The sequence below is a fragment of the Pelagibacterium sp. 26DY04 genome, assembly GCF_031202305.1.
GTDB lineage: Bacteria > Pseudomonadota > Alphaproteobacteria > Rhizobiales > Devosiaceae > Pelagibacterium.
In genome coordinates this window covers 174223-193335 of record NZ_CP101731.1, presented here as the reverse complement: position 1 = coordinate 193335, position 19113 = coordinate 174223, and the positions used below count along the sequence as shown (strand labels likewise).

The window sequence follows — 19113 nt, the reverse complement described above, 5'->3', positions numbered from 1 at the left end:
AGTTGCTCGGCCGATTGCCGCAGCGGCGGGACAGCGACAAAGACGAGGTCTGCGCTTGCCCCACCCTAAATCGCAGTATCCAGCTCACGTGGTCGTGATCTGGATACTTTCCAAGGTCTCCGGCACCCTTGCGCAATGTGTTCATTCACTAACACGTTGCGAGGGTGGCGATGGGAACGGTTGGGTTGCCGGGTGTGAGTTTTGGGGGCGTTTCCCGCAGCGATGGCTGGAAAGCAATCGGGCGTTCCACCTATCAGATGGGGATCGAGTGCCATGAGGGCGTCCCGGAAGACAAGCACCGGAACGGCCAGCAGGTGTATCATGTCCGGCACTGGCTGCTGCTGCCCGATGATGTCGATCCCGTCCCGTGGCGGCGCGAGGCAGTTTGGCAAGCCGCCGGAGAAATCGAGAAGAGGAAGGACGCCAGGGAAGGCCGGTTCTTCGATATTAGTTGGCCGCGCGAACTGCCCACGGAACGGATCGAGGGGTTCGTCGAACGAGTTTATCGCGGCTTCACCGATATCGGACTTGCCGTGCAAATCGATTGGGAAAGCTCAGCGGCCATCGACGGGGAACCTAATGATCACCTCCACGGGCTGATCTCGACGCGCACGCTCTCGAATACGGGGTTCGCCAGCGCCAAGTGCCGGCAGCTTGACGTCTGGTTCCGCTCGGGCGTTCGGCACCGGGTGGCGGACCTGTTCAATGCCATTGCTGAGGATTGCGGCATCGATGTGCGGTTCGATCCAGCGCCCAATGCCGTGCGGGATAATGCCCTGCCGCAGGAGGATCGGTTGCCAAGGCGGATCGTGCGGGATCGCGCTGCTCCCGGCGCTGGAACCCGGCTGTCGCAGCGCGACCGCCAGCGTGCGCTGCGCCGTGAGCACGAACAGGTAACGGCGGAAATAGAAGCGTTGGAACGACAGGCATGTGATCTGCGGGCGGGAATCGATGCCCGGTTCGAGGATATGTCCGTTCTGACGTCATGGCAGGCTGAGGGGCAAGGTGCGAAACCGCTCCCCGTGGAAGTGGCGATGACCGCGTTCATGGGTGCCGGCATCGCCATCGACGAGCGCGTGGCGGTTGAAGGGGTCGGCGTGGCGTTCGTCGTCGATGGGACGGTGCTGATCGATGCCGGAGACCGGATCCTGATCGAGGGAAGGCTGCAAGCCGACCCTGCCCGGGCCGTGCATGTCCTGGCCCGCCGCAAGGGCTGGCGCGATCTCGGCTTGACCGATTCAGATGGAATGCCAATTCCGGTTCCGCCCGATCCTGCGCCGCTGTTGCCAAGTGTCTCCGGAATGGCCCGCAAGCGGTCCCGGATCGAGCTCATGGGCAAGGGGAACGTGCTCCGCGCCGCCCGGGAGGTCGTGCAGACGATTCGGGCGGCGGATCCGGAAAGCCGTGGGGAGATGCTGGCAAAAGTCGCAGCCTGGGGCAATCGGGGACTGGAACGCTTGGTGGCGGCACTCGTCAGCTACACCGGGGAGCCGAACGATCTTTCTGTCGGAATCATCCTCGACATGATCGACAGGGCCCTGGGTCAGGAAGATTATCTGTGGCGGCACCACGTCCTCGAACAGGATCTCGAGGCAATGACGGTCCCTGGCACGCCGTTGTCACGTCCGTTCCGGCCGCATCCGCGATTCTACGATCTCTACCCGGTGCCGCCAGACGATGGCGCAAGGCATGCGCATGCTGGTGGCGGGGAGGTTCTGCAATGAACGAACTCCTTGCAAACCTCCGTGCCCTGCAGGCCATTCGCACGCAGCAAGAGCAGCTGGCAGCCCGCAAACACGAGCTTGAACGCCAGGCGCGGCAAAGCTCCGCGCAGACCCGATCCCGCGCTTACCGCCTCGTGACCGACGCCACGCTCGAACTGCTCTCGCGTAGCGCTTCAGTCAATCCCGAATCCCTCACCCAGGAGATCGAGGCCCGTGCCCATGACCGGGATCGTTTCGCGGTCGCTTTGGCGCGGGATTGGTTGGCGGAAGCCAGGAGGGCGTCGACTGCGCCAGGCGAGGACGACGGAGGAATCGCTTAGGAGGTCTGATTCCGAGAGCGCATCAATCGTTCTCGATTTGCGGGACATTCTTGCCCCTTCCACCAAACAGGTCCGGGGCGAGAACGGAATCGAGCTCGTAGAGCAAGTGCCGGCCGCCCTCCGAGAGCGCCACATAACGCGTGCGCCGATCGTCGGGATCTTGGCGCTTTTCGATAAGGCCCATCCCAGCTTTCCGGCCATTGCCCTCGCCGAGCAGTTCGAGTTGCCGCGCAACCGTCGAGTATTTTTGATCCGGGAGGTGCTCCACAAGATCGGACATCGAGATCAACGCACCCTCGTGCGTCGGCGCCATGCCGATGGCAAACAGAGTCGAAAGCATGCCCAGCGTCATGTTGGGATAGCGGCTTTGAATAAATTCCAGCGCGCGGGCGAACCGCTCGAGTTGGGGGCTGTCCAGCGTTTCACGGGCGCCGAGAAAAAAGAAGAACATTGATGAACCGGTGCGGCTTGACTCTCTCGCAAGCAATACCGATATTATATCGCAGCGTAAAGTAAAGCCCCTCGAGTGTCATGCGTCCCAATCTCCACAGTTTTCGCCCACCCGGTGCTGTTCCTGTCGCGTTCAGGCCGCGTGCGATCGGCGCGATCGAGTTCTGCCGGACGCAGGGTGTTATTGTCCTCACCGTCGCCAACAGCAAAGGAGGATGCGGGAAGTCCACCCTGACCCTTAACACCGCCATCGGCTACGCGAGGCAGAGAAGGAAGGTGCTCATCGTCGATGCGGACGGGGAGCAGGGCACGCTCAGGAAATGGCCCCGGCCCATTGACATTGGCAACCCGACAGTCATCGCCTGCTCGGCTTCCGATGTGATCGACACCGTGGCCCGTCATATCGGTGATTATGACGTGGTGCTCATCGACACGGCCGGTCGGGACGAGCGGATGATGGCTACGATCCTCGACATCAGCGACATCCTCGTCTCTCCGGTCAAGCCCGCCCATCAGGACCTGCTGGAACTGGGACGCTTCATCCGTGTCGCGCGGGCCCGCGATGTGCCGACCATCGCTGTCTTTAACGAAGCCACGCGAGGGAAGACGGCTGAGCTGAAACAGTTGGCCGCAGCGTTCAAGGCATACGGGCCGTTCCTGCCGGTGGCCATGCAGCAATTGTCCAGCTATCGCCGCGTCTATCCCTTTGGGCGCGGGGTTCTCGAGATCGGGCGCGAGGATCCAGCGAAGGAAAACTTCGCCCGGGTCTTTGCCGCGCTCGGTCGGGCTGTGGACAGAGCACATGCGGAAAGGGTGGGGCAATGACTGGAGATCGCAGCGACATGCCGAGTCTGAGCCAGATGATCGAAGAGGCAGTGCTGTCCGGTCAGGATGACGGGGGTTCGGCCGCTCCTGATATCGTTTGCACGTCCAGCCGAATCCCAAGGCCGGTGCTAGACGAGGTCGCCGCAATCGCACGTTCGAACGGGATGAGCGTCAGCCTGCTGATCAACCTGCTGCTCGACACCTATCTGCGTGGCGAGGGCCGTCCGGGATACGCAGAACTGGCGCCGTGGTATTCCGGCTACGCCATGCGCCGCAAAGGCTGAAAACACCGGCCAAACGACCCAAATCACCGGCTTGACACCCAGGCGTGAATAGCCAGCATCTTCGATGCCGCGATGCCGCGATGCCGCGATGCCGCGATGCCGCGATGCCGCGATGCCGCGATGCCGCGATGCCGCGATGCCGCGATGCCGCGATGCCGCGATGCCGCGATGCCGCGATGCCGCGATGCCGCGATGCCGCGATGCAACTGTCGGATCCGTTCACGAACAATGACTTGGGACTGTTCGGGAACGCACAGTAGTCTCCACACGGGGGGCGGACCGCGTGCGGCGAACACTTGAATAGATTGCGTTAACCATGCCGTTTGAATGTCCCGCCGACTTGGTGGCGGGTGCTTGACATCTGGAAAGGGATCCCGATTTTGAACAGCGTCGGGCCCAAAAGCTCGATCGTGGTCAGGTCGGTTGCTTTTACCAGGGGCGGCCGACGGGGGTGTTACCAGCACCCGCCGCCAGCCTGACCATGAAGCTCACTGCCTACACAGCGAGGTCAACATGGCTAAGTCTACTTCTACCGCCACGGGAGTGGCGGACAAGTCCTATTCCCCTTCTTTCCAGCATGAAGCGCCGTCGCTTGTCGACGGCCGTGTCCAGCACGAGTTGGTGCCCGTTTCCGCTCAGGTGCGCATTCTCTCGCTCATTGATGCCACGGGCAGCGCGACAATTGGCGACATCATTGCCGATCTCCCCGATCATCCCGATCCCGTCGGTGCCGTCATCGTCATGGAGCGCCTCAATATCGTGGTGCTTGAGATCAAGGGCGTTCTCGACGCCAACTCCATCGTCCGCCGCGCCCACGATCCGGATCCTGAGATCGATCCCGATCCGTCCGGTAGCGGTTGTGGTGAGAAGGTTCCATCGGGAGAAGCCGATAAGGGCAACGAGCTGCCGTCCGGCATCAAGGCCCTCGTCGTCAATCCGTTCTCGCCGGTGGTCGTCGTGGGGTCTGGCTCTGAGCGGCGCGCCTTTGTTCGCGCTGACACGTTGCGGCGCCCCGGTATCTATGTCCTGATGAATGGCACCTCGGCCTATGTCGGCATGGGCACCGATCTCGGGGCTCGGATTGCCGGCGGGCAGCAGCCGATCGACGGCGTCGAGACGATCATCGCAATCACCGACGCCAACGACACCCTGACGCCCGAGGATGCGCGGGCAATCGAACGTATCCTGTGGTCGCGGGTTCATGCCTCGGGCGAGCGCGCGCTGGTCAACGGCGTTCCCGATGGCCACGGTGTCGACCCTGAGCGTTACGATCATCTCCAAGTGTTTGTGGGGGAGGCGTGCCTGGCATTACGCCACCAGGGTGTGCTGTTCACTGGGGGAAGCATCCGTGCCCTCATGGCCGGTCCGCGTGGCGAGCCGGGCCGCATCGGTGCCCTGCGCCCCTTCAACGACATCCCGGAAGGAGAGATCGTGGAGATGGCGTTCGGCGATGGCCTGGTCGCACTTGCTGCCAAGCAGGCCGAGAACCGCTGGCTGTTGCTGCGCGGATCCGATGTGCGCATCGGGACCGCGGCGTCGGCCAATGCCAGCGTCCGGTATCTGCGCTCGGCCTGGCTGCATTCAGGACTGCTCGCCGTCTCGCCTGACGGCAAGAGCTATACCGTCATGCGTGATCTGATCTTCCCCAGTGGCAGCGCTGCGGCGCAGTTCTGCTGCGGCAGCAAGGGCAGAGGATTGTCGGCCTGGATGCCAATCGACCCCGACGGTGGCTATGACCCTGACACGCCGGCGCTGATCGCGTCCTGACCCGGACCTATCCGTCCCAACTCATCCTCTCATTCATCTAAGCGCGCGAACGGTGCTTCCCGTTCGCGGCGGGAGAGTTTTGCCATGATCGAACTTCCCAACCGTGCTGATCCCGATGACGGCTTCCCGGAAGCCATTCACAAGAATGACGCGGGAAAAACCCGGCGCGAGGACGCCGAAACCACCCTGGCGCGAACCGCGCTCGATATCGCCCTGACCCGGCGCATGCGGACCGTGCTCAAGAAGCACCCAGGCGTATTCATCCTGGCCGTTGCCGGCGCTGACTGGGTGTCCATGGTGTCCGAATATGTGCGGTCCATGGAGCGCGCTCCGATGGTGGTCCCGGTGACCGAACTCAAGAAGTCCGGCGGGGTGCGTTACCGTGCCGGACGCGACGAGCTTGGTATGCTCCAGGATGGCCACAGCGTGATGTTCGTCACCCACGATCCTCAGGGGCTGCTCGACGAGTCGGTGCTGGCCGCCGCCGATCTCACTGTCACCCTGCCGCCGCTGACGCCTTCCCTGCTGCGCAAGACCATCCGGCGCGTGACCGGCGGTGTCGCCCGGGGTGTGTCCAATCAGATGGCCCGGCTGAGCCTCGATATTGTTCTTGCCTCGATCCGTCCCGGCCTGCGCGCCGGCGCGTGCGTGGCCAATCTGCAAAGGGCGCTCGAACGTAAAAATACAGCACCGTCCGCCAATGTCCCGCGTCTCGATCAGCTCCCGCTGACCGGACCGGTGCGCACCTGGTCGGATCAGCTGCTGCGCGACCTTAGCGCAGTCGAGGCAGGGAGCCTCCAGCCCGAGCAGGTGCCCTATATTGCCCTCGAGGGCCCTCCGGGGACCGGCAAGACCCTGATTGCCAACAGTCTTGCCGCGACCGCTGGCTGGACGTTTGTGCCCACCAGTATCGGAAGCTGGTTCGCCACGGGGGACGGGGCTCTGGGTGGCGTCGCGCGCAACCTGAAGTCCTTTGTCGACCAGGTCCTGTCGTCCGAACCGGCCATCGGCTTCCTCGATGAACTCGACGCGCTCCCCGACCGCGAAACCATGGACAGCCGGGGGAGGGATTGGTGGACACCGGTCATCACCCTGTTCCTCACCGAAATCGATAGGCTGAGAAAGTCCGGCCGAAAAGTCCTGTTGATCGGAGCGACCAATTATTATGAGCGGCTGGACTCGGCCCTGATCCGTCCGGGCCGTTTGCAGCAGCGAGTCTCCGTGTTCCCGCCAGCGACCGAGGAGGAGGTTCTCGCCGTCCTGCGCTACTGGCTCGGTAACGAGCTTGCCGATACCGATATCGGCAAGCTCGGCCGCCTCGGGCTCGGGGCAACGCCGGCCGCTATCGAGGGATGGGTCAAGCAGGCGCGCGCAGTCGCCCGATCGGAAAACCGCGCTCTGGCCGTTTCCGATCTCGTCACGCAGATGGCCCCCAAGGACAACCGCTCCCCCGCCGACATCCGCGCGATCGCCATCCACGAGATCGGTCATGCCCTGGTGGCGCACCGGCTAGGTCAGACGGTGGATATGGTGACCATCGTCCCCTCAGGATCGGCTGGTGGCTTCACACGCACCGGCCTGCCCACCATCGTGCCCACGCGCGCGGTTCTCGAGGACATCGTGACTGTGGCCTTGGGCGGTCGTGCCGCCGACATGGTTGTGGGTGCGGGCGCCAATGCCGGTGCGGAATCCGATCTCGCCCATGCCACCGAACTGCTGCTCAACGCCTATGAGAGCCAGGGTCTTGGCGATACGCTGGTCTCACGCCGCATTGCCCAGCGCGGTATCCGCTCCGATAGCCTTCTCGCTGCAGTGGACAACGACCTCAAGCGCCTGCTGGACCGCGCCGTCGCCATCATTGCCCAGGAGCGTGACGCCGTGCTCACGCTGGCCGGTCGCCTCGTCGACGACAGGATTATGTCCGGTGCCGAACTGACTGCCGTATTGGGAGCCCGGGCGAAGGCCCGGTCCGCCCCGGCGTCACGCGCCTGTAATCGTGCAGGCATAGGAGGTTTCAATGCCATGGTAAGCGATCCGATTCAAAAGCAGGGAACGGAGGGATATAACCCCGATTAAGCAGGACGTGCTCTAGCAGGTCGGTCGCGACATTATCCTGTCCATGGTCCGTAGGTCGCGGCCTCACGCTGACGAGCGAGGCCACGACTGTTGCGCCGTCTCCTGGCATCATCTATCGGGAGCTCTCGGGCGAGATCTTGCCGTTCAACATGGTCTGGTCCACCCTAAACTATAACCGCGCATGCCGACGGCTGCTGAGTCTGGCGCGCACCCTGGGCCTCACGCCAAGGGCATCTCACCAGTCAGCCTGACATCGGCGACGGACCGAGCAAGCCGAGGTCCACCTTGCTATTCGACGGACTTCTCGACAAACCCAAGCGTGTTGGCGTTTTCGACCAGCGTTCGCACCTTGGCGCGGTCGAGACCGGAGGGAACCTCGGCCTCGATTTCGAGCCTGAGCTTCACATCGCTTCCGGGCAGTGTCGTGAGCTGCTCGACAATGGCCTCGACGATCTGGTGCATGTCTCTCGCCGGCCTCTCGGCGGAAATCATCACCGTACCGGTAAATCGCGTCGGCTTCCGTTCGGCGGGAGTTGGCTCGGATTTGCCGCCAGTGGGCTGCTCGCCCGTAGCCGGCGTTCCGTCCCCCGGCTCCGCGGCAGTGCCTGCCGGCCCCGGCTGGACGGGTGTCGGGCGATGCGCCTCCGCGACGTCCGGCTTTACGATGACGCTGTCGCTATCGATGACAACAACGGCGTTGCCCGCGCGCTCGATTGCCAGACCCAGATAGGTGTCCGTCTTCTCATCCCATCGTTCGGCATATGCGAAGGGGCCAGGAATCATGGCGCTCACGGCCGCTTGCACGGCTTTGACCAGGACGTCCTGATTCTTCACGCGCGGGAGGTAGATGTAGCGGTTGAGGTACTCCCGCAGGTCTTTCAGAGAGAGATGCGGCTTGCCATTCCAGATGTATTTCTGAAGATCACGATCAAGCCGCGCCGGTCCCAACTCGGTCAGCAGACCCTCCTCGGCCACTAGCTTCTTGCTCGCCCGCGCCAGCAGACCGTCCTGCGCTGGAATCTTGCCGGAAGCCCACTCTACATCAGCTTGGGCACTTTCCTGGACTGGATAGTGCAGGTAGCACCACGCCTCCTTGAGGCGGGTTTTCATCGTCTCGTTGGATTCGGCCAGCTTGGCCTTTGCGAGCGCGCTATCGCTCTGGGTGAGGTTGAGCCGTTCGGTGTCACGAACAATCTCGCCCCAAGCCAGGGAGGCGCGCACGGCATCCTTCAGGTTGTCGAGCTGGCGAGCATCCGCGGCGATGAACACCAGCATGTTGCGATAGACGCGCGGCGTGCTGCCGCGCTGCATCAGGATGTCCTTCGCCTCGATCAGGGCGTCAGAGCCGTCACGGCCATTGTGCGGGTGCGCGACGCCGAGCACAACGGCTCGCACTCCGCCAGCTTCGTCAGGCACTTCGGCCGAGGCGGCAGGAGCTACCTGCACGGCATCGAAATGCCCGCGATCTGCAAGGCCATTCACAAATCGTCCGAGCTCGGTGTCGATCGTGACGTCGACAAGAGCAGCCTCTACCTGGGCTGCTTTGTCTGCCGCGATGCGGTTGAGGCTCGCCGACATCGAGTACCAGTACCGGCCAAGATCGGCGTGCATAAACTTGGCCTGGTTGGTGAGCCGCCGGAGGGCGTCGCCGAAGATCGCGGGGCGCTCGCCAGGCTGCACCACGCCCAGATTGATCTGTTTGTCGTCAAGGCCGGTGTTCTGCTGCTGGGCGGTGGGCGCCGTTCCCATAAAGATCGCGCGGGCAACTCGCCGCGTCGCCGAGTACCGATTCAAGTTCGGCGCCGACTGGTCGATCTTGTAGGGCGTGGATGCCGTGCCATCGACATCGCCTGCGATGATCGATTGCCAACTCACGTCCAGATAATGGAGCAGTTCAGGTTCCACGCGCGGCGAGCTCACCGCCACGCTGCCGGGCATGATCATCACCGACGGATCGCCGCTCATCCACAGCTCGTGGATGGCCTGCGCCATCAGGCGCAGTACGCCGCGCGTGCGCTGGAATTTCTCAAGCGAGCCCCAGCTCGTGTAGAGCTGATCGAACAGTTCGGGATGGATCGGATAGGCCTTCTCCAGCTTGCGCCGGTAGTCCTCATCCGAGCAGCCTTGCGGGAAGTCGTTGGCATTTTCGCGATAGAGCTTGGCGAACTGCTTCAGCGTGTTGTCGCGATGGTGGAACTTGTCGCCGGGAATTTCCTTGAACAGCCGCCGCCGAACGATTTCATAGCTTTCCTCCTGGCTCGCGGGGCGCCACGAGGATTCTACCCGGCTGAAGGTCTGCTTGAGGCGCGCGAGCGCTTCCTGACCGCCTTCGCCGCCAACCTCGATCTGCGACGCTGGCAAAGATGCGACCAGTAGGGTCTGGGGGCTGGCCTTCACGGCCTCTGTGAGCGACTGGACAAAAGAGAGGTTCGCGTCGAACGAACCGGAGGGCAGCCCTTCGACCTTGTAGATTTGCCGGAGATAGGCGACCCATTCGTCGATCAGAATAAGGCAGGGCGCATACTTCTTGAAGATCGCCTCGAGCAGGTGCGAACCGGGCGCGATGCCATTGGCATCGTTCTCTGCGACCATGTCGAAGGCTTCTGCGCCCCCAAGCTGCCACGCCAGCTCGCCCCAGGTCGTGCGGATCTTGCGGCCGCCTTCAGCGTTCAGCACGTCCTGAGGCCCCCGGGACGTACCAACCAGCACCGCGCGGTTGATGCCTGCGGGAACGCTCAACCCGTTCTCATCCAGTAGCCGGTCCAGTCCCGACAGGTCCTGAACCGGCGTGCCGCCCGCCATATGGTAGAGGGCCAGCATCGAGTGCGTCTTGCCGCCGCCGAAGTTAGTTTGCAGCTCGACGACCGGATCTCCACCGCTACCTGAAAGCCGCTTGGCCGCGCCGACCAGAAGCGTACTCAGGCCCTCCGTCAGATAGGTCCGGCTGAAAAACTGCTTGGGATCGCGATATTCGGCCGGGGCGCTGCCAGCGTGGACCTTGGCGAGGTCGGCCGCAAACTCAGCCTGCTGAAACTCTCCGGTGGCCACGTCGGGATGGGGCTCAACGATCTCGCGCCATGGGAGCAGACCGGCCACGGTCTCTACGGAGATTTCGAGGCGCTGGGTCTTGCGGCGCTCCTCGTTGCGCTGAAGCTCGGTGAACTTCGTGCGCAGGATGGTATCCCGCATCTTGGAAAGCTGTGCGGCGACTTCGCCAGCGCTGATCGCTTCCATCAGTCGGCGCATGGAATCGAGCGCTCGCTCGGCATCGTCGTAAGTAAAGTTTTCGTTATGCGATAGCTTGTTGCGGACTTCGAGAAGCTCGGACACGTATGACCGTTCAGGATGGCCAAGGACAGTGGCGAAGGCGTCCTTCCAGAAGGCCATCATGGCCTTCAGCAATCCTTGCTGATCCCAGCCGACTTGGCCCGCAGAATTCGGCTTCAAGCCCTGGACACGCTGGACCACCTCCACTTGCCAGTGACCCGTGATCGAGCTTTCCAGCCGCTTTTCGACGAAGGGAATGAGCGCCGCTGGCAGCAGCTCCATTCCCTCAAATACATATTGGCGTGTACTCTTGGCCACGTCCGTACCCCCTTAAATGTCCAGCCGGATCTGGCGATCGCCGCTCGTGTCGTGGATTGCCGCCGTCTGCCGCGTCAGTTCCGCCCAGTCTGCGATCAAAGCGTTGTAGGCGGTGGCCTCCTTCGCATCCTTCCGCTTGTTCGCGCAGATGTCGTAAAGGCAGTAGGCGAGATCCTTCACCGCCTCGGCGTGCGTGTTGATCTTCTTCAAAAGCACGGCTGTATCGTGAGATATGCCATCTTTCTCATGCTGTCGGACCAGATGCTGGAGGCATTCCCACACCGTCAAATGGCGGTCTTCCTCAGGCTCCCAATCGTCATCGAGTTCATCGCGGGAGAAGATGCGGACCTTACCGGCGGCGCTTTCGACGATGCCAGCGTGCTTGACGCTGTCGACAGAAATGCCGCGCGCACGGGCGAGATTGTCGGCGACACCGTAGTCCCCCTTGCCGTTTCCGTTCTGCTCGAACCAAGTGATGGCGAAGCGCGTGTCGGCGTCGAACTCGCCCTGAATGCCTCCAAGATACTCGTCGAGTTCACGATTGATGAGTTGCAGCGCGGTCTTCACGCTCATCGGACTGTCGTCGGATTCCAGCACGGCCTTGTAGCGCGAGAAAACGCCCATGCCGGGGCCGATCGCCGACTGCGGCATGTCGGCCGGGGCGATGTTCGCGGCCTGGAGCTCGGCGATGGCTGGGGGCAATTCGCGCTTGAGAGCACGGATGAATTCTGCGCGAGTGATGACCTCGGCCGTTGCCTCCTTCTTGCGACATACGAGCACGACCGAGTTGGCCAAGGCATTGGTGCCCGAGGCAATCATGCGGTTCGCCATTTCGGTACGAATTGGCCATGTGCCGACGACCGCATACCCAGCTTCGACCACCGCTTGCAGGAAGGTCGCCCAGCCCGTCGAACTGATGCCTTCCTGATCGATCTCGCTCTGCTTGAAAGCATAGTAGATCGCTGTGGGAAACTCAGCAGAGGACTGCTCAGACATTCCTTGAATGGCTTTCCCCATACCTTCCAAGAAGAAGGCTTCGGCCCGTTCTTTCGTACCGTGCCGATATGGTGTCGCTACCAGTTCTTCGGATTTTGGTGTGGCCAGTACGCCGAATAGCTCCGGATAGGTGTTTCGCAGGGATCTCCGCATCCACGCATAGAAGTAGTCTGAGAGATCGGCGTATCCGATGTTGTCGTAGTATGGCGGATCGGTAGAGATCACAGTTCCCGCCGGATAATTGGCGGACTGAGCGTCCTGTTGCACGATGCGCCCGGGGGCAGCCAATTGCAGCTGGTCGAGTGTCTTGAAGCCCCATTCAACGCAGTTCCCCCAGTTTCCTGTGGAATGTGAGAACGGATTAGCTTCGGTAAAGTCCCATGTCATTGGAAGCGCTTGGCGGCCAAATGCATTCCGAATAATTTCCCGTCCGTGGTGCCAAGATGTAATGGTTGAGTGATAGTCTGTCATTTTAGAGATGCCGAAAGCGAAGAAGACGCTGACGGCTTCTGCATAGGCAAGACCATCCGACCCGCCCTCTGCCAGAGGCTCGCCATTACCTTTCCTTCCGGCTGCCACCGCATCCGCTCTGATTTGATCCCGCGCTTCGGAGATCAGGTCGCAGAACGTATTCAACGCTACTAACTGGCGAGACGTGAAGAGGTCGCCGAACGTATTCAAACCATAGTTCGGTGTCTTGAAGTCCCGAGGATTCTCTGGAAGCTCTGTCTCAGGTTTCCAATCGGGGACCGCTGATAGTGCGATTTCCTTGTGATGTGGCGATGGCGCCAAGTAGGCTCGACCGCCCTTTCTCTCAGCGACGATCGCGATGAGTTCTTGGCCCATTTTGCCGGTCTTTCCAGCATTCCGAATGTGGTCGTAAGGAATTGCAGCATCTGACATGATACAGCGAAACGCCTGACGCTTTCCTGCTGTGGTGCCCAGCGCCGCTGCCTCAAGTTCTGATTTCGTCCCGCCTCTACGCACCCTGTAGGTGATGGTCTTTGTGCCCCGGTCCGCGATGGGCTCGATCCATGTTTCTTTTCCCTTCTTCGAGCTCAGCATGAAGCTGGAGATCAGTGGAACCTGCACATTCGCAAAGGCCGGGTCCGGGCTCGGCACCGTCCGCGCCCAGATCCAGGCGATCACGGTCCCCTTGCCGCCGCCATAGTCCTTGGACAGGTCCACCTGGGGGTAGAGATGCCCGATGCGCTCCCACGCCTTCTCGCGAATCCATGCGCCGTAATATTTCACGTCCTCGGCCAGCCCTTCGGAGTTACGGTAGAACGACCGCTCCTTGATGCCGGGATGGATGGGGGACATGTCCTTGAACTTCGGCGGGATCTCGATCATCGCCTTGCCGATCATCACAGCCACCGGGTTCAGGTCGGACCCATAGGCGGGCAGGCCCAGCCGCTGCGCCTCCAGCGGGATCGACCCGCCGCCCGAAAACGGGTCATAGACCGGGGGCAGCTCGCCGCCGCAGCTGCGCCGGATCTCGGCCCGCGCGCGCTCCAGCACCTCCTCATTGGTCGAGTTCTCCCACTTCACCAGTTCCTCAATGATGGTGAAGAGACGCTTCCGTTCGATCTCGACCGCCACATCCTCCAGTGTCGGCTCGGGCGCATTCGCCGCCGTCCCCTGCGCTGAGGCCTTGCTCTTCTCCCAGGCGGCTAGGCGCTCCGGTAGCTCCGCCTCCGCCTGAGCACGGAGTTTTGAGTCGGCGAGCAGTTCATCGACACGAGAAGAAGGGTCATCGACGAGCTGGGCGAAAAGTACAGCCCGGCACGCCGCCAGCGGTCGTCGCGCCCACCACAGATGCAGCGTGGACGGATGCCCATGCCGGATCGACTTCTCACGAGCCGACGCCGCGTTGATCGCTTCGAGCGGGATGGCGACTTCGATGAGTTTCTTTCTGTATGTCATTGTGGCCCTACGTGATGTCGTTCTTGAGGTGTCCGGGAAAGTATCCGACGACAACACGGCCGGTCTCAGCGTCCCAGAAATAGTATAGGCGGAAGCCCAGCCGCCCATCGCGGCTGTTGCTGCCTTTCAGATGCCAATCAAGCTCGCGCGTAGAGTCCTGATAGCGAATGAAATATGCTCCTCCAAAGTTCTTTGCCTTGTTTTCTTGGGCAAAGCATCGAGTATTTTCCAAACCAAGCTCCCCGAGCCTTTGCTCAAAAGCATTCTTGTGCTCGATACCGCCGATGCGGCGCATGGGGACATAGAGATTCCGCATCATCAGGAGCGCGTTGTAGACAAGTGCGACATCCTTGAAATCTGAACCCCTCGCAGCCTTGATCGCCTTGGGATGCAGCTCCACTTGGCCACTCAAGTGAGCTTGGGCCCAGGTCTCGATCTCGTCCAAGCTGTCCGGAAAAATCGGCTCTGCGCTCTTCGGGTGCTCTGAAAGCACCGCATCAAGGCGTGCCTGGAGCGCCATATAGCTCGCCTTAATCTGCCGCAATTCCGACAGAGCCTGTTGCCGCTCGGCGTCGGCGTTAAGCGCCAGCTCAAGACTGGCTTCGGCCTCTTGCTTCGCTGCGCGCAACTCCTCGTCTGCAAGCCGCAAAAGCTCGGCGTCGCCTTGCCCTTCGGCGGAGGCGCTTTCGCGAGCCCGTTGCGCCGCAATGCGCTTGACGTGCTGAAACGACGGTTGCTCCCGTTCGAGAACGTCGCGCGGGCGAGTGATCCGAAGGGCCTGCTCAACGAGGAAATCCGCAAAGGTTGAGCCGACAATATCTCCCCAGTCGGCGATGCGTGCGGCAGTCGCGACTGGATGGTCGGTCGGGAGATGCGCGTCTGGGCTAAAGCCGGGATTGTAGGTTCGAACTGCCTGGCGATAGACCGAGAACTCTCGCCCCACGCGGTTCGTCAAAGAGAATGCCGCTTCGGATGTAATGACAACCGCATGCACAAATCCGACCGTCCTTCGGATGAAGGGGGGGACCGGAATTGCCGTCTCGTCGGCGTTTTCGCTTCCCTCTGGTGTAGCGAAGACGACGACGGGATGATGGCGATGCGGCGCTTCCAGAAAGGCTACAAGCTCATCGACATCCTGTTCTGACTCCACGAGCCACGGATCAGCCGATGTCGGGCGGCCATCAAGATAGGCGTCCTGCGTAAATGCAACGCCACGAACGAAATTGGGTATCGAGCGAGGAATCGGCTCGGCGCTTCCCCGCTGTGCGCCGATGAGACGAACTCCGAAAACTGCTTCCGTGGCGCTCCGCTCCGCGATACCTACCTCGGTAGTCCAGATGCGCGACGTATCTTTGAGTCGCTCGCGCAGTCTGAACGCCCAATACCGAGGCTCTTCCAGCTTGATCGCCTCGGCCTGTTCAGAATTGTCCTGATCAATCTCAAAGGAATCCCCATCCCAAGCGCCGGCGGGAATATTTCTCAGGTTTCTGCCGGGATCGAATCCCCACCTCAAAACTCGCTTTTGCAGCTCACGGAAAATGTCGGGACCACGAACAACAAGCCCGACCTGCGACGCGATTTGCACGAAGATGCGCTGCTCAGCGTCATGCACGGAAATGTTCTCAGCAGTCTGCCTCATGTGATCCCCCCTTTATGCCGGCTCTCGCGCCCGCTCCAGCAGGCGTCGGAGGTCGAACTGGATCGCGGTTTCGAGGAACGACGGCTCCCGCTCGACGAGCGGGCCGCGCACATAGCGCGGCGCATGAGCGAAGCCGCCATTGACGGAGACGATCGCCAGGATGAACTTCTCCGGCTCGTGCAGCGAAGTGATGATCTCTTGCCGCGTGATCATCACGGTGTCAGCGCCGTCGATGCGTCCTTTGACCTCGATGAAGCGCAGGTGCCCCGATTTCGGATCGTGCGACGCGATATCGTAGCCAATCTTTTGTGCGGAGACGTCGACAGGAACATGCCCGAGCGCGCGTTCTGCGGTCATGACCGCTTCCATCGCGGCGAGTTCGATCGCGCGCCGCGCCGCCGGGTCTTCGGCGAAGCGGTTGGGTACGGTTGGTGATTGACGAGCGACAAGAAGACCTCGCGGAATGACCACCATCCCGCCACGCACGCGGGGTGGCTGCGAAGTGATGAACCGCTCCCGCTCCAGTTGGTCCATTCGGCGCTTCTGGCGCTCGGCCAGTTCCTCGGCGCGTCGCTGGGCATTTTGCCAGCTCAGCCGTGCCTTCTTGCCGGCCTTCTCTTCCTCTTTCAGCTCGAAGGCCCGGGAATCCCAGTAATTGATTTCCTTCTTGAGCCGGGCGCGAACCTCCTGTTCGACCTTGTCGATCTCCGGAAGGCGGCGGGCCTTGATCTCCGCGACATGCCCCTGTGCCAGCTCCACGGTGGCGAAGCGGATGGCTGTCTTCTCAAGCTCACTCGTCAGCCAATCCTCATCCAGCAGGTCGCTGACGGCCTCGATCTCTTCGGTAGTTGCGGGGCGAAGGTTGAGATGCGGCGCGATACCAGCGTTGACCGCTTCACCCGCCTTGTCGATCGCGGTGAACTGGAGGCGTTGCGAGATCACATTCGGTTTGCCGCCGCTCGTCATCCGTCCATCCTGCACGGTGTGTTCCAGAAGGAAGATCGCCGAGAGGCTATCGCCCGGGTCAGTATCATCGACCAGGATCGCGCCCTGTCGCATGATCTGCTCATACTGCTCGCGGATCAGGCTAATCACCGCTTCTAGCAGCGGGTGCCCAGGACAGATGAAGGCCGCTACCGGCTGCTGGTTGATCAGGCCCTTTTCGAAGCAGATCCGCTCATACTGCTTTTGAATCGGCGCGCCGGTGCCGATCTGCCGATCGCGTTCGCGGATGCGCCCCGGCACATGAGTCACTTCCCAACGTCCCTCCTCGCGGCGCTTGAGGCGGCCGCCGAGATGCTGGAATGCCTCAACGAAGAAGCTCTGGATGTGATGCGGCTGAAGGCGCAGTGCTTCGGCCCGTTCCATCTCAAGCCGCAGTTCCTCGACCTTGGCTTCGGACATGGTATCGTTAGTCAGAGCCCGGCGTCGAAGCAGCTCAAGCAGGTGAGTCTGGTCGACCGCGCCATCGACCTGTTGCAGAAGGCGAGCCTTCACCTCGTCCTGCTCGCCATACTGAATCGCCTGGAACAGAAGGTCCTTGAGTGCGGTGCCCTCGAACAATTCGCCAAGCACGTCATAGACGCGCCCACCCAGGGCCTCTCGCGCAGCCTCCAGCTTCTCGAGGAGGCGGGCATAGACTTCGCCCTCGCGCGTGTCGGCCGCGACTAGGTTCCAGAGGTGGCAAACCTCCGTCTGGCCGATGCGATGGATGCGGCCGAAGCGTTGTTCGATCTTGTTGGGATTCCAAGGCAGGTCGTAATTGACCATCAGATGCCCGCGTTGGAGGTTGACGCCTTCGCCGGCGGCATCGTTCGCGATCAGCACGAGCAGGTCCTTGTCCTGCATGAAGCGTTCGACCACCTTGCGGCGTTCCTCGCGTGATACGCCGCCGTGGATCACATCGACCGCTTCGGGGTTGCCAAGACGCGCGCGCACCTTTTCGAGCAGGTAGTTCAGGGTATCCTTCGGTTCGGTGAAGATGATCAGCTTTCGGCGGTTCTTGGCCGAGTCGATCATCAAATCATCGTCGAGGATGCGGTTGAGCTGGCTCCATTTCGTGTCCACGCCGGAACGCAGCACGCCAAGCGCCATGGCTTCGAGGCTTTTCAGCGTCTCGACCTCAAGAACGAGCTGCTCCACAGTCTCGGCGGTCGTCGCACCGGTGGAGATCAGGTCCTCGAGCTCGTCGATTTCCTCTTGCCCATATTCCTCGATGTTGCGCAGGATGTCTGCATTGACCGCCCGCTCGTCGAAGCTAGCCCGGCGACCCTTCGTAGCAAGGCGCACCTCGCTGAGCTCGCTTTCCAGACGCTCGCGGCGGCGCTTCAGCGACTGGTAGATTGCGGCCGGCGAAGACGCCAGGCGGCGCTGGAGGATCTGCAAGGCGAAGCCAACATTGTTCCGCTTCTTGCCGTCGCCCTCGGCAAAACGCTGTACGCGGTTCATCTCGGTCCGCACGTACTCGGTGACCGCCGTATAAAGCGCGGCCTCACCCTCGGAGAGCTCATACTTGACAGTGTAGGCCCGACGCTCGGGAAACAGCGGCCGGCCATCGAATTTGAGCAGTTCCTCCTTGGTCAGCCGCCGCATCATGTCTTCTGTATCGGCATAATGGACGCCATCGCGGAACCGGCCCTCGAAACGGTCACCGTCAAGCAGGGCCATGAAGAGCTGGAAGTCCTCTTCCTTGCCGTTGTGCGGTGTCGCCGACATCAGCAGCAGGTGGCGGCAGGCCTGGCCGAGCTTCTGGCCGATCTGGTATCTCTTGGTGTATTTGACTTCACCGCCGAAATAGGTGGCCGACATGCGGTGCGCTTCGTCGCAGATGATCAGGTCCCATTCCTGTGCGCTCATGAGCTTGTCCTGGAGATTTTCATTGCGTGCCAGGACGTCGAGACGCACGATCAGCCGGTTGCGGTCGGAGAACGGATTGCCGGATCGCGACGTCTCGATCATGTCGCGCGTCAGGATGTCGAATTCCAGATTGAACTTCTGGCCAAGCTCGTCCTGCCACTGCTCGACAAGGCTGCCTGGCGCTACGACGAGGCACCGTTCGAGATCGCTGCGCGCGATCAGTTCCTTGATGAGAAGGCCAGCCATGATCGTCTTGCCTGCGCCGGGATCGTCGGCGAGGAGGAAGCGCAGCGGCTGACGGGGCAACATCTCGCCATAGACGGCCGAAATCTGATGCGGCAGCGGATCGACCAGGCTGGTATGGATCGCGAGATAGGGGTCGAAATAATGTGCAAGCTTGATCCGGTTGGCTTCCGTGACCAGCCGCAGCAATGCGCCGTCGGCATCGAAGGACCAGGGGCGGCCCGTTTTCTCGACTTCGAGCCGGTGTTCGTCGTCACGATAAAGAATGGATTCGGCAACGGTTCCACTGTGATCGCGGAAGACGACGCTAATGGCTTGGTCGCCGATCCAGTCAACGGAAACAACCTGAACCGGCTGCGCGGACGCAATGCCGCGGACGGACGCGCCGTTCTTGATGTTTTCGAGTCTCGCCCCCATTAGCC

General features: G+C 61.8%; 12 protein-coding genes. 6 read left to right on the top strand and 6 right to left on the bottom strand.

The genetic code is table 11. From position 1 onward, the window contains the following. Nucleotides 1-194 precede the first annotated feature (194 nt). Together NO932_RS00900 and NO932_RS00895 are read left to right on the top strand one after the other, a co-directional pair. Complete coding sequence (locus tag NO932_RS00900) at nt 195-1724, top strand: MobA/MobL family protein (RefSeq protein WP_309209153.1); 1530 nt, start codon at nt 195-197, stop codon at nt 1722-1724. After that, entirely contained in the window at nt 1721-2044 is a 324-nt protein-coding gene (locus tag NO932_RS00895) for a hypothetical protein (RefSeq protein ID WP_309209152.1), read from the top strand. Before NO932_RS00900 ends, NO932_RS00895 begins: the two co-directional genes overlap by 4 nt. Before the next feature lie 22 nt (nt 2045-2066). Here NO932_RS00895 and NO932_RS00890 read toward each other — a convergent pair whose 3' ends face one another. Beyond that, entirely contained in the window at nt 2067-2495 is a 429-nt protein-coding gene (locus tag NO932_RS00890) for a MarR family winged helix-turn-helix transcriptional regulator (protein WP_309209151.1), read from the bottom strand. Nucleotides 2496-2575: 80 nt separating this feature from the next. Between NO932_RS00890 and NO932_RS00885 the strand changes: the two genes are divergently transcribed. Both NO932_RS00885 and NO932_RS00880 read left to right on the top strand, forming a co-directional pair. After that, entirely contained in the window at nt 2576-3319 is a 744-nt protein-coding gene (locus tag NO932_RS00885) for a ParA family protein (protein ID WP_309209150.1), read from the top strand. Next, complete coding sequence (locus tag NO932_RS00880) at nt 3316-3603, top strand: hypothetical protein (protein ID WP_309209149.1); 288 nt, start codon at nt 3316-3318, stop codon at nt 3601-3603. The genes NO932_RS00885 and NO932_RS00880 overlap by 4 nt, the downstream gene beginning before the upstream one ends. A 23-nt stretch (nt 3604-3626) precedes the next feature. On the opposite strand, the gene NO932_RS00875 is transcribed toward NO932_RS00880, so the two are convergent. Next, nucleotides 3627-3809 (bottom strand): hypothetical protein, encoded by a 183-nt coding sequence (locus tag NO932_RS00875; RefSeq protein ID WP_309209148.1) that lies wholly within the window; start codon nt 3807-3809, stop codon nt 3627-3629. A gap of 307 nt (nt 3810-4116) precedes the next feature. Between NO932_RS00875 and NO932_RS00870 the strand changes: the two genes are divergently transcribed. Next, a complete protein-coding gene (locus NO932_RS00870) occupies nt 4117-5370 on the top strand; it encodes a DUF4357 domain-containing protein (protein WP_309209147.1) in 1254 nt (417 codons plus the stop codon). A gap of 84 nt (nt 5371-5454) precedes the next feature. Next, a complete protein-coding gene (locus NO932_RS00865) occupies nt 5455-7446 on the top strand; it encodes an AAA family ATPase (RefSeq protein ID WP_309209146.1) in 1992 nt (663 codons plus the stop codon). A gap of 288 nt (nt 7447-7734) precedes the next feature. Here NO932_RS00865 and NO932_RS00860 read toward each other — a convergent pair whose 3' ends face one another. From NO932_RS00860 to NO932_RS00845, 4 genes are read right to left on the bottom strand one after another with little or no spacing between them, the layout of a single operon-like run. After that, nucleotides 7735-11031 carry a DUF499 domain-containing protein gene (locus NO932_RS00860; protein WP_309209145.1) on the bottom strand — a complete coding sequence of 1099 codons (3297 nt, stop codon included), beginning with the start codon at nt 11029-11031 and terminating at the stop codon, nt 7735-7737. 12 nt (nt 11032-11043) lie between these two features. Continuing rightward, complete coding sequence (locus tag NO932_RS00855; RefSeq protein WP_309209144.1) at nt 11044-13953, bottom strand: DUF1156 domain-containing protein; 2910 nt, start codon at nt 13951-13953, stop codon at nt 11044-11046. A 7-nt stretch (nt 13954-13960) separates the two neighbouring features. After that, a complete protein-coding gene (locus NO932_RS00850; RefSeq protein ID WP_309209143.1) occupies nt 13961-15592 on the bottom strand; it encodes a hypothetical protein in 1632 nt (543 codons plus the stop codon). A gap of 12 nt (nt 15593-15604) precedes the next feature. Beyond that, nucleotides 15605-19108 carry a helicase-related protein gene (locus NO932_RS00845; protein ID WP_309209142.1) on the bottom strand — a complete coding sequence of 1168 codons (3504 nt, stop codon included), beginning with the start codon at nt 19106-19108 and terminating at the stop codon, nt 15605-15607. Between the last annotated feature and the right edge of the window lie 5 nt (nt 19109-19113).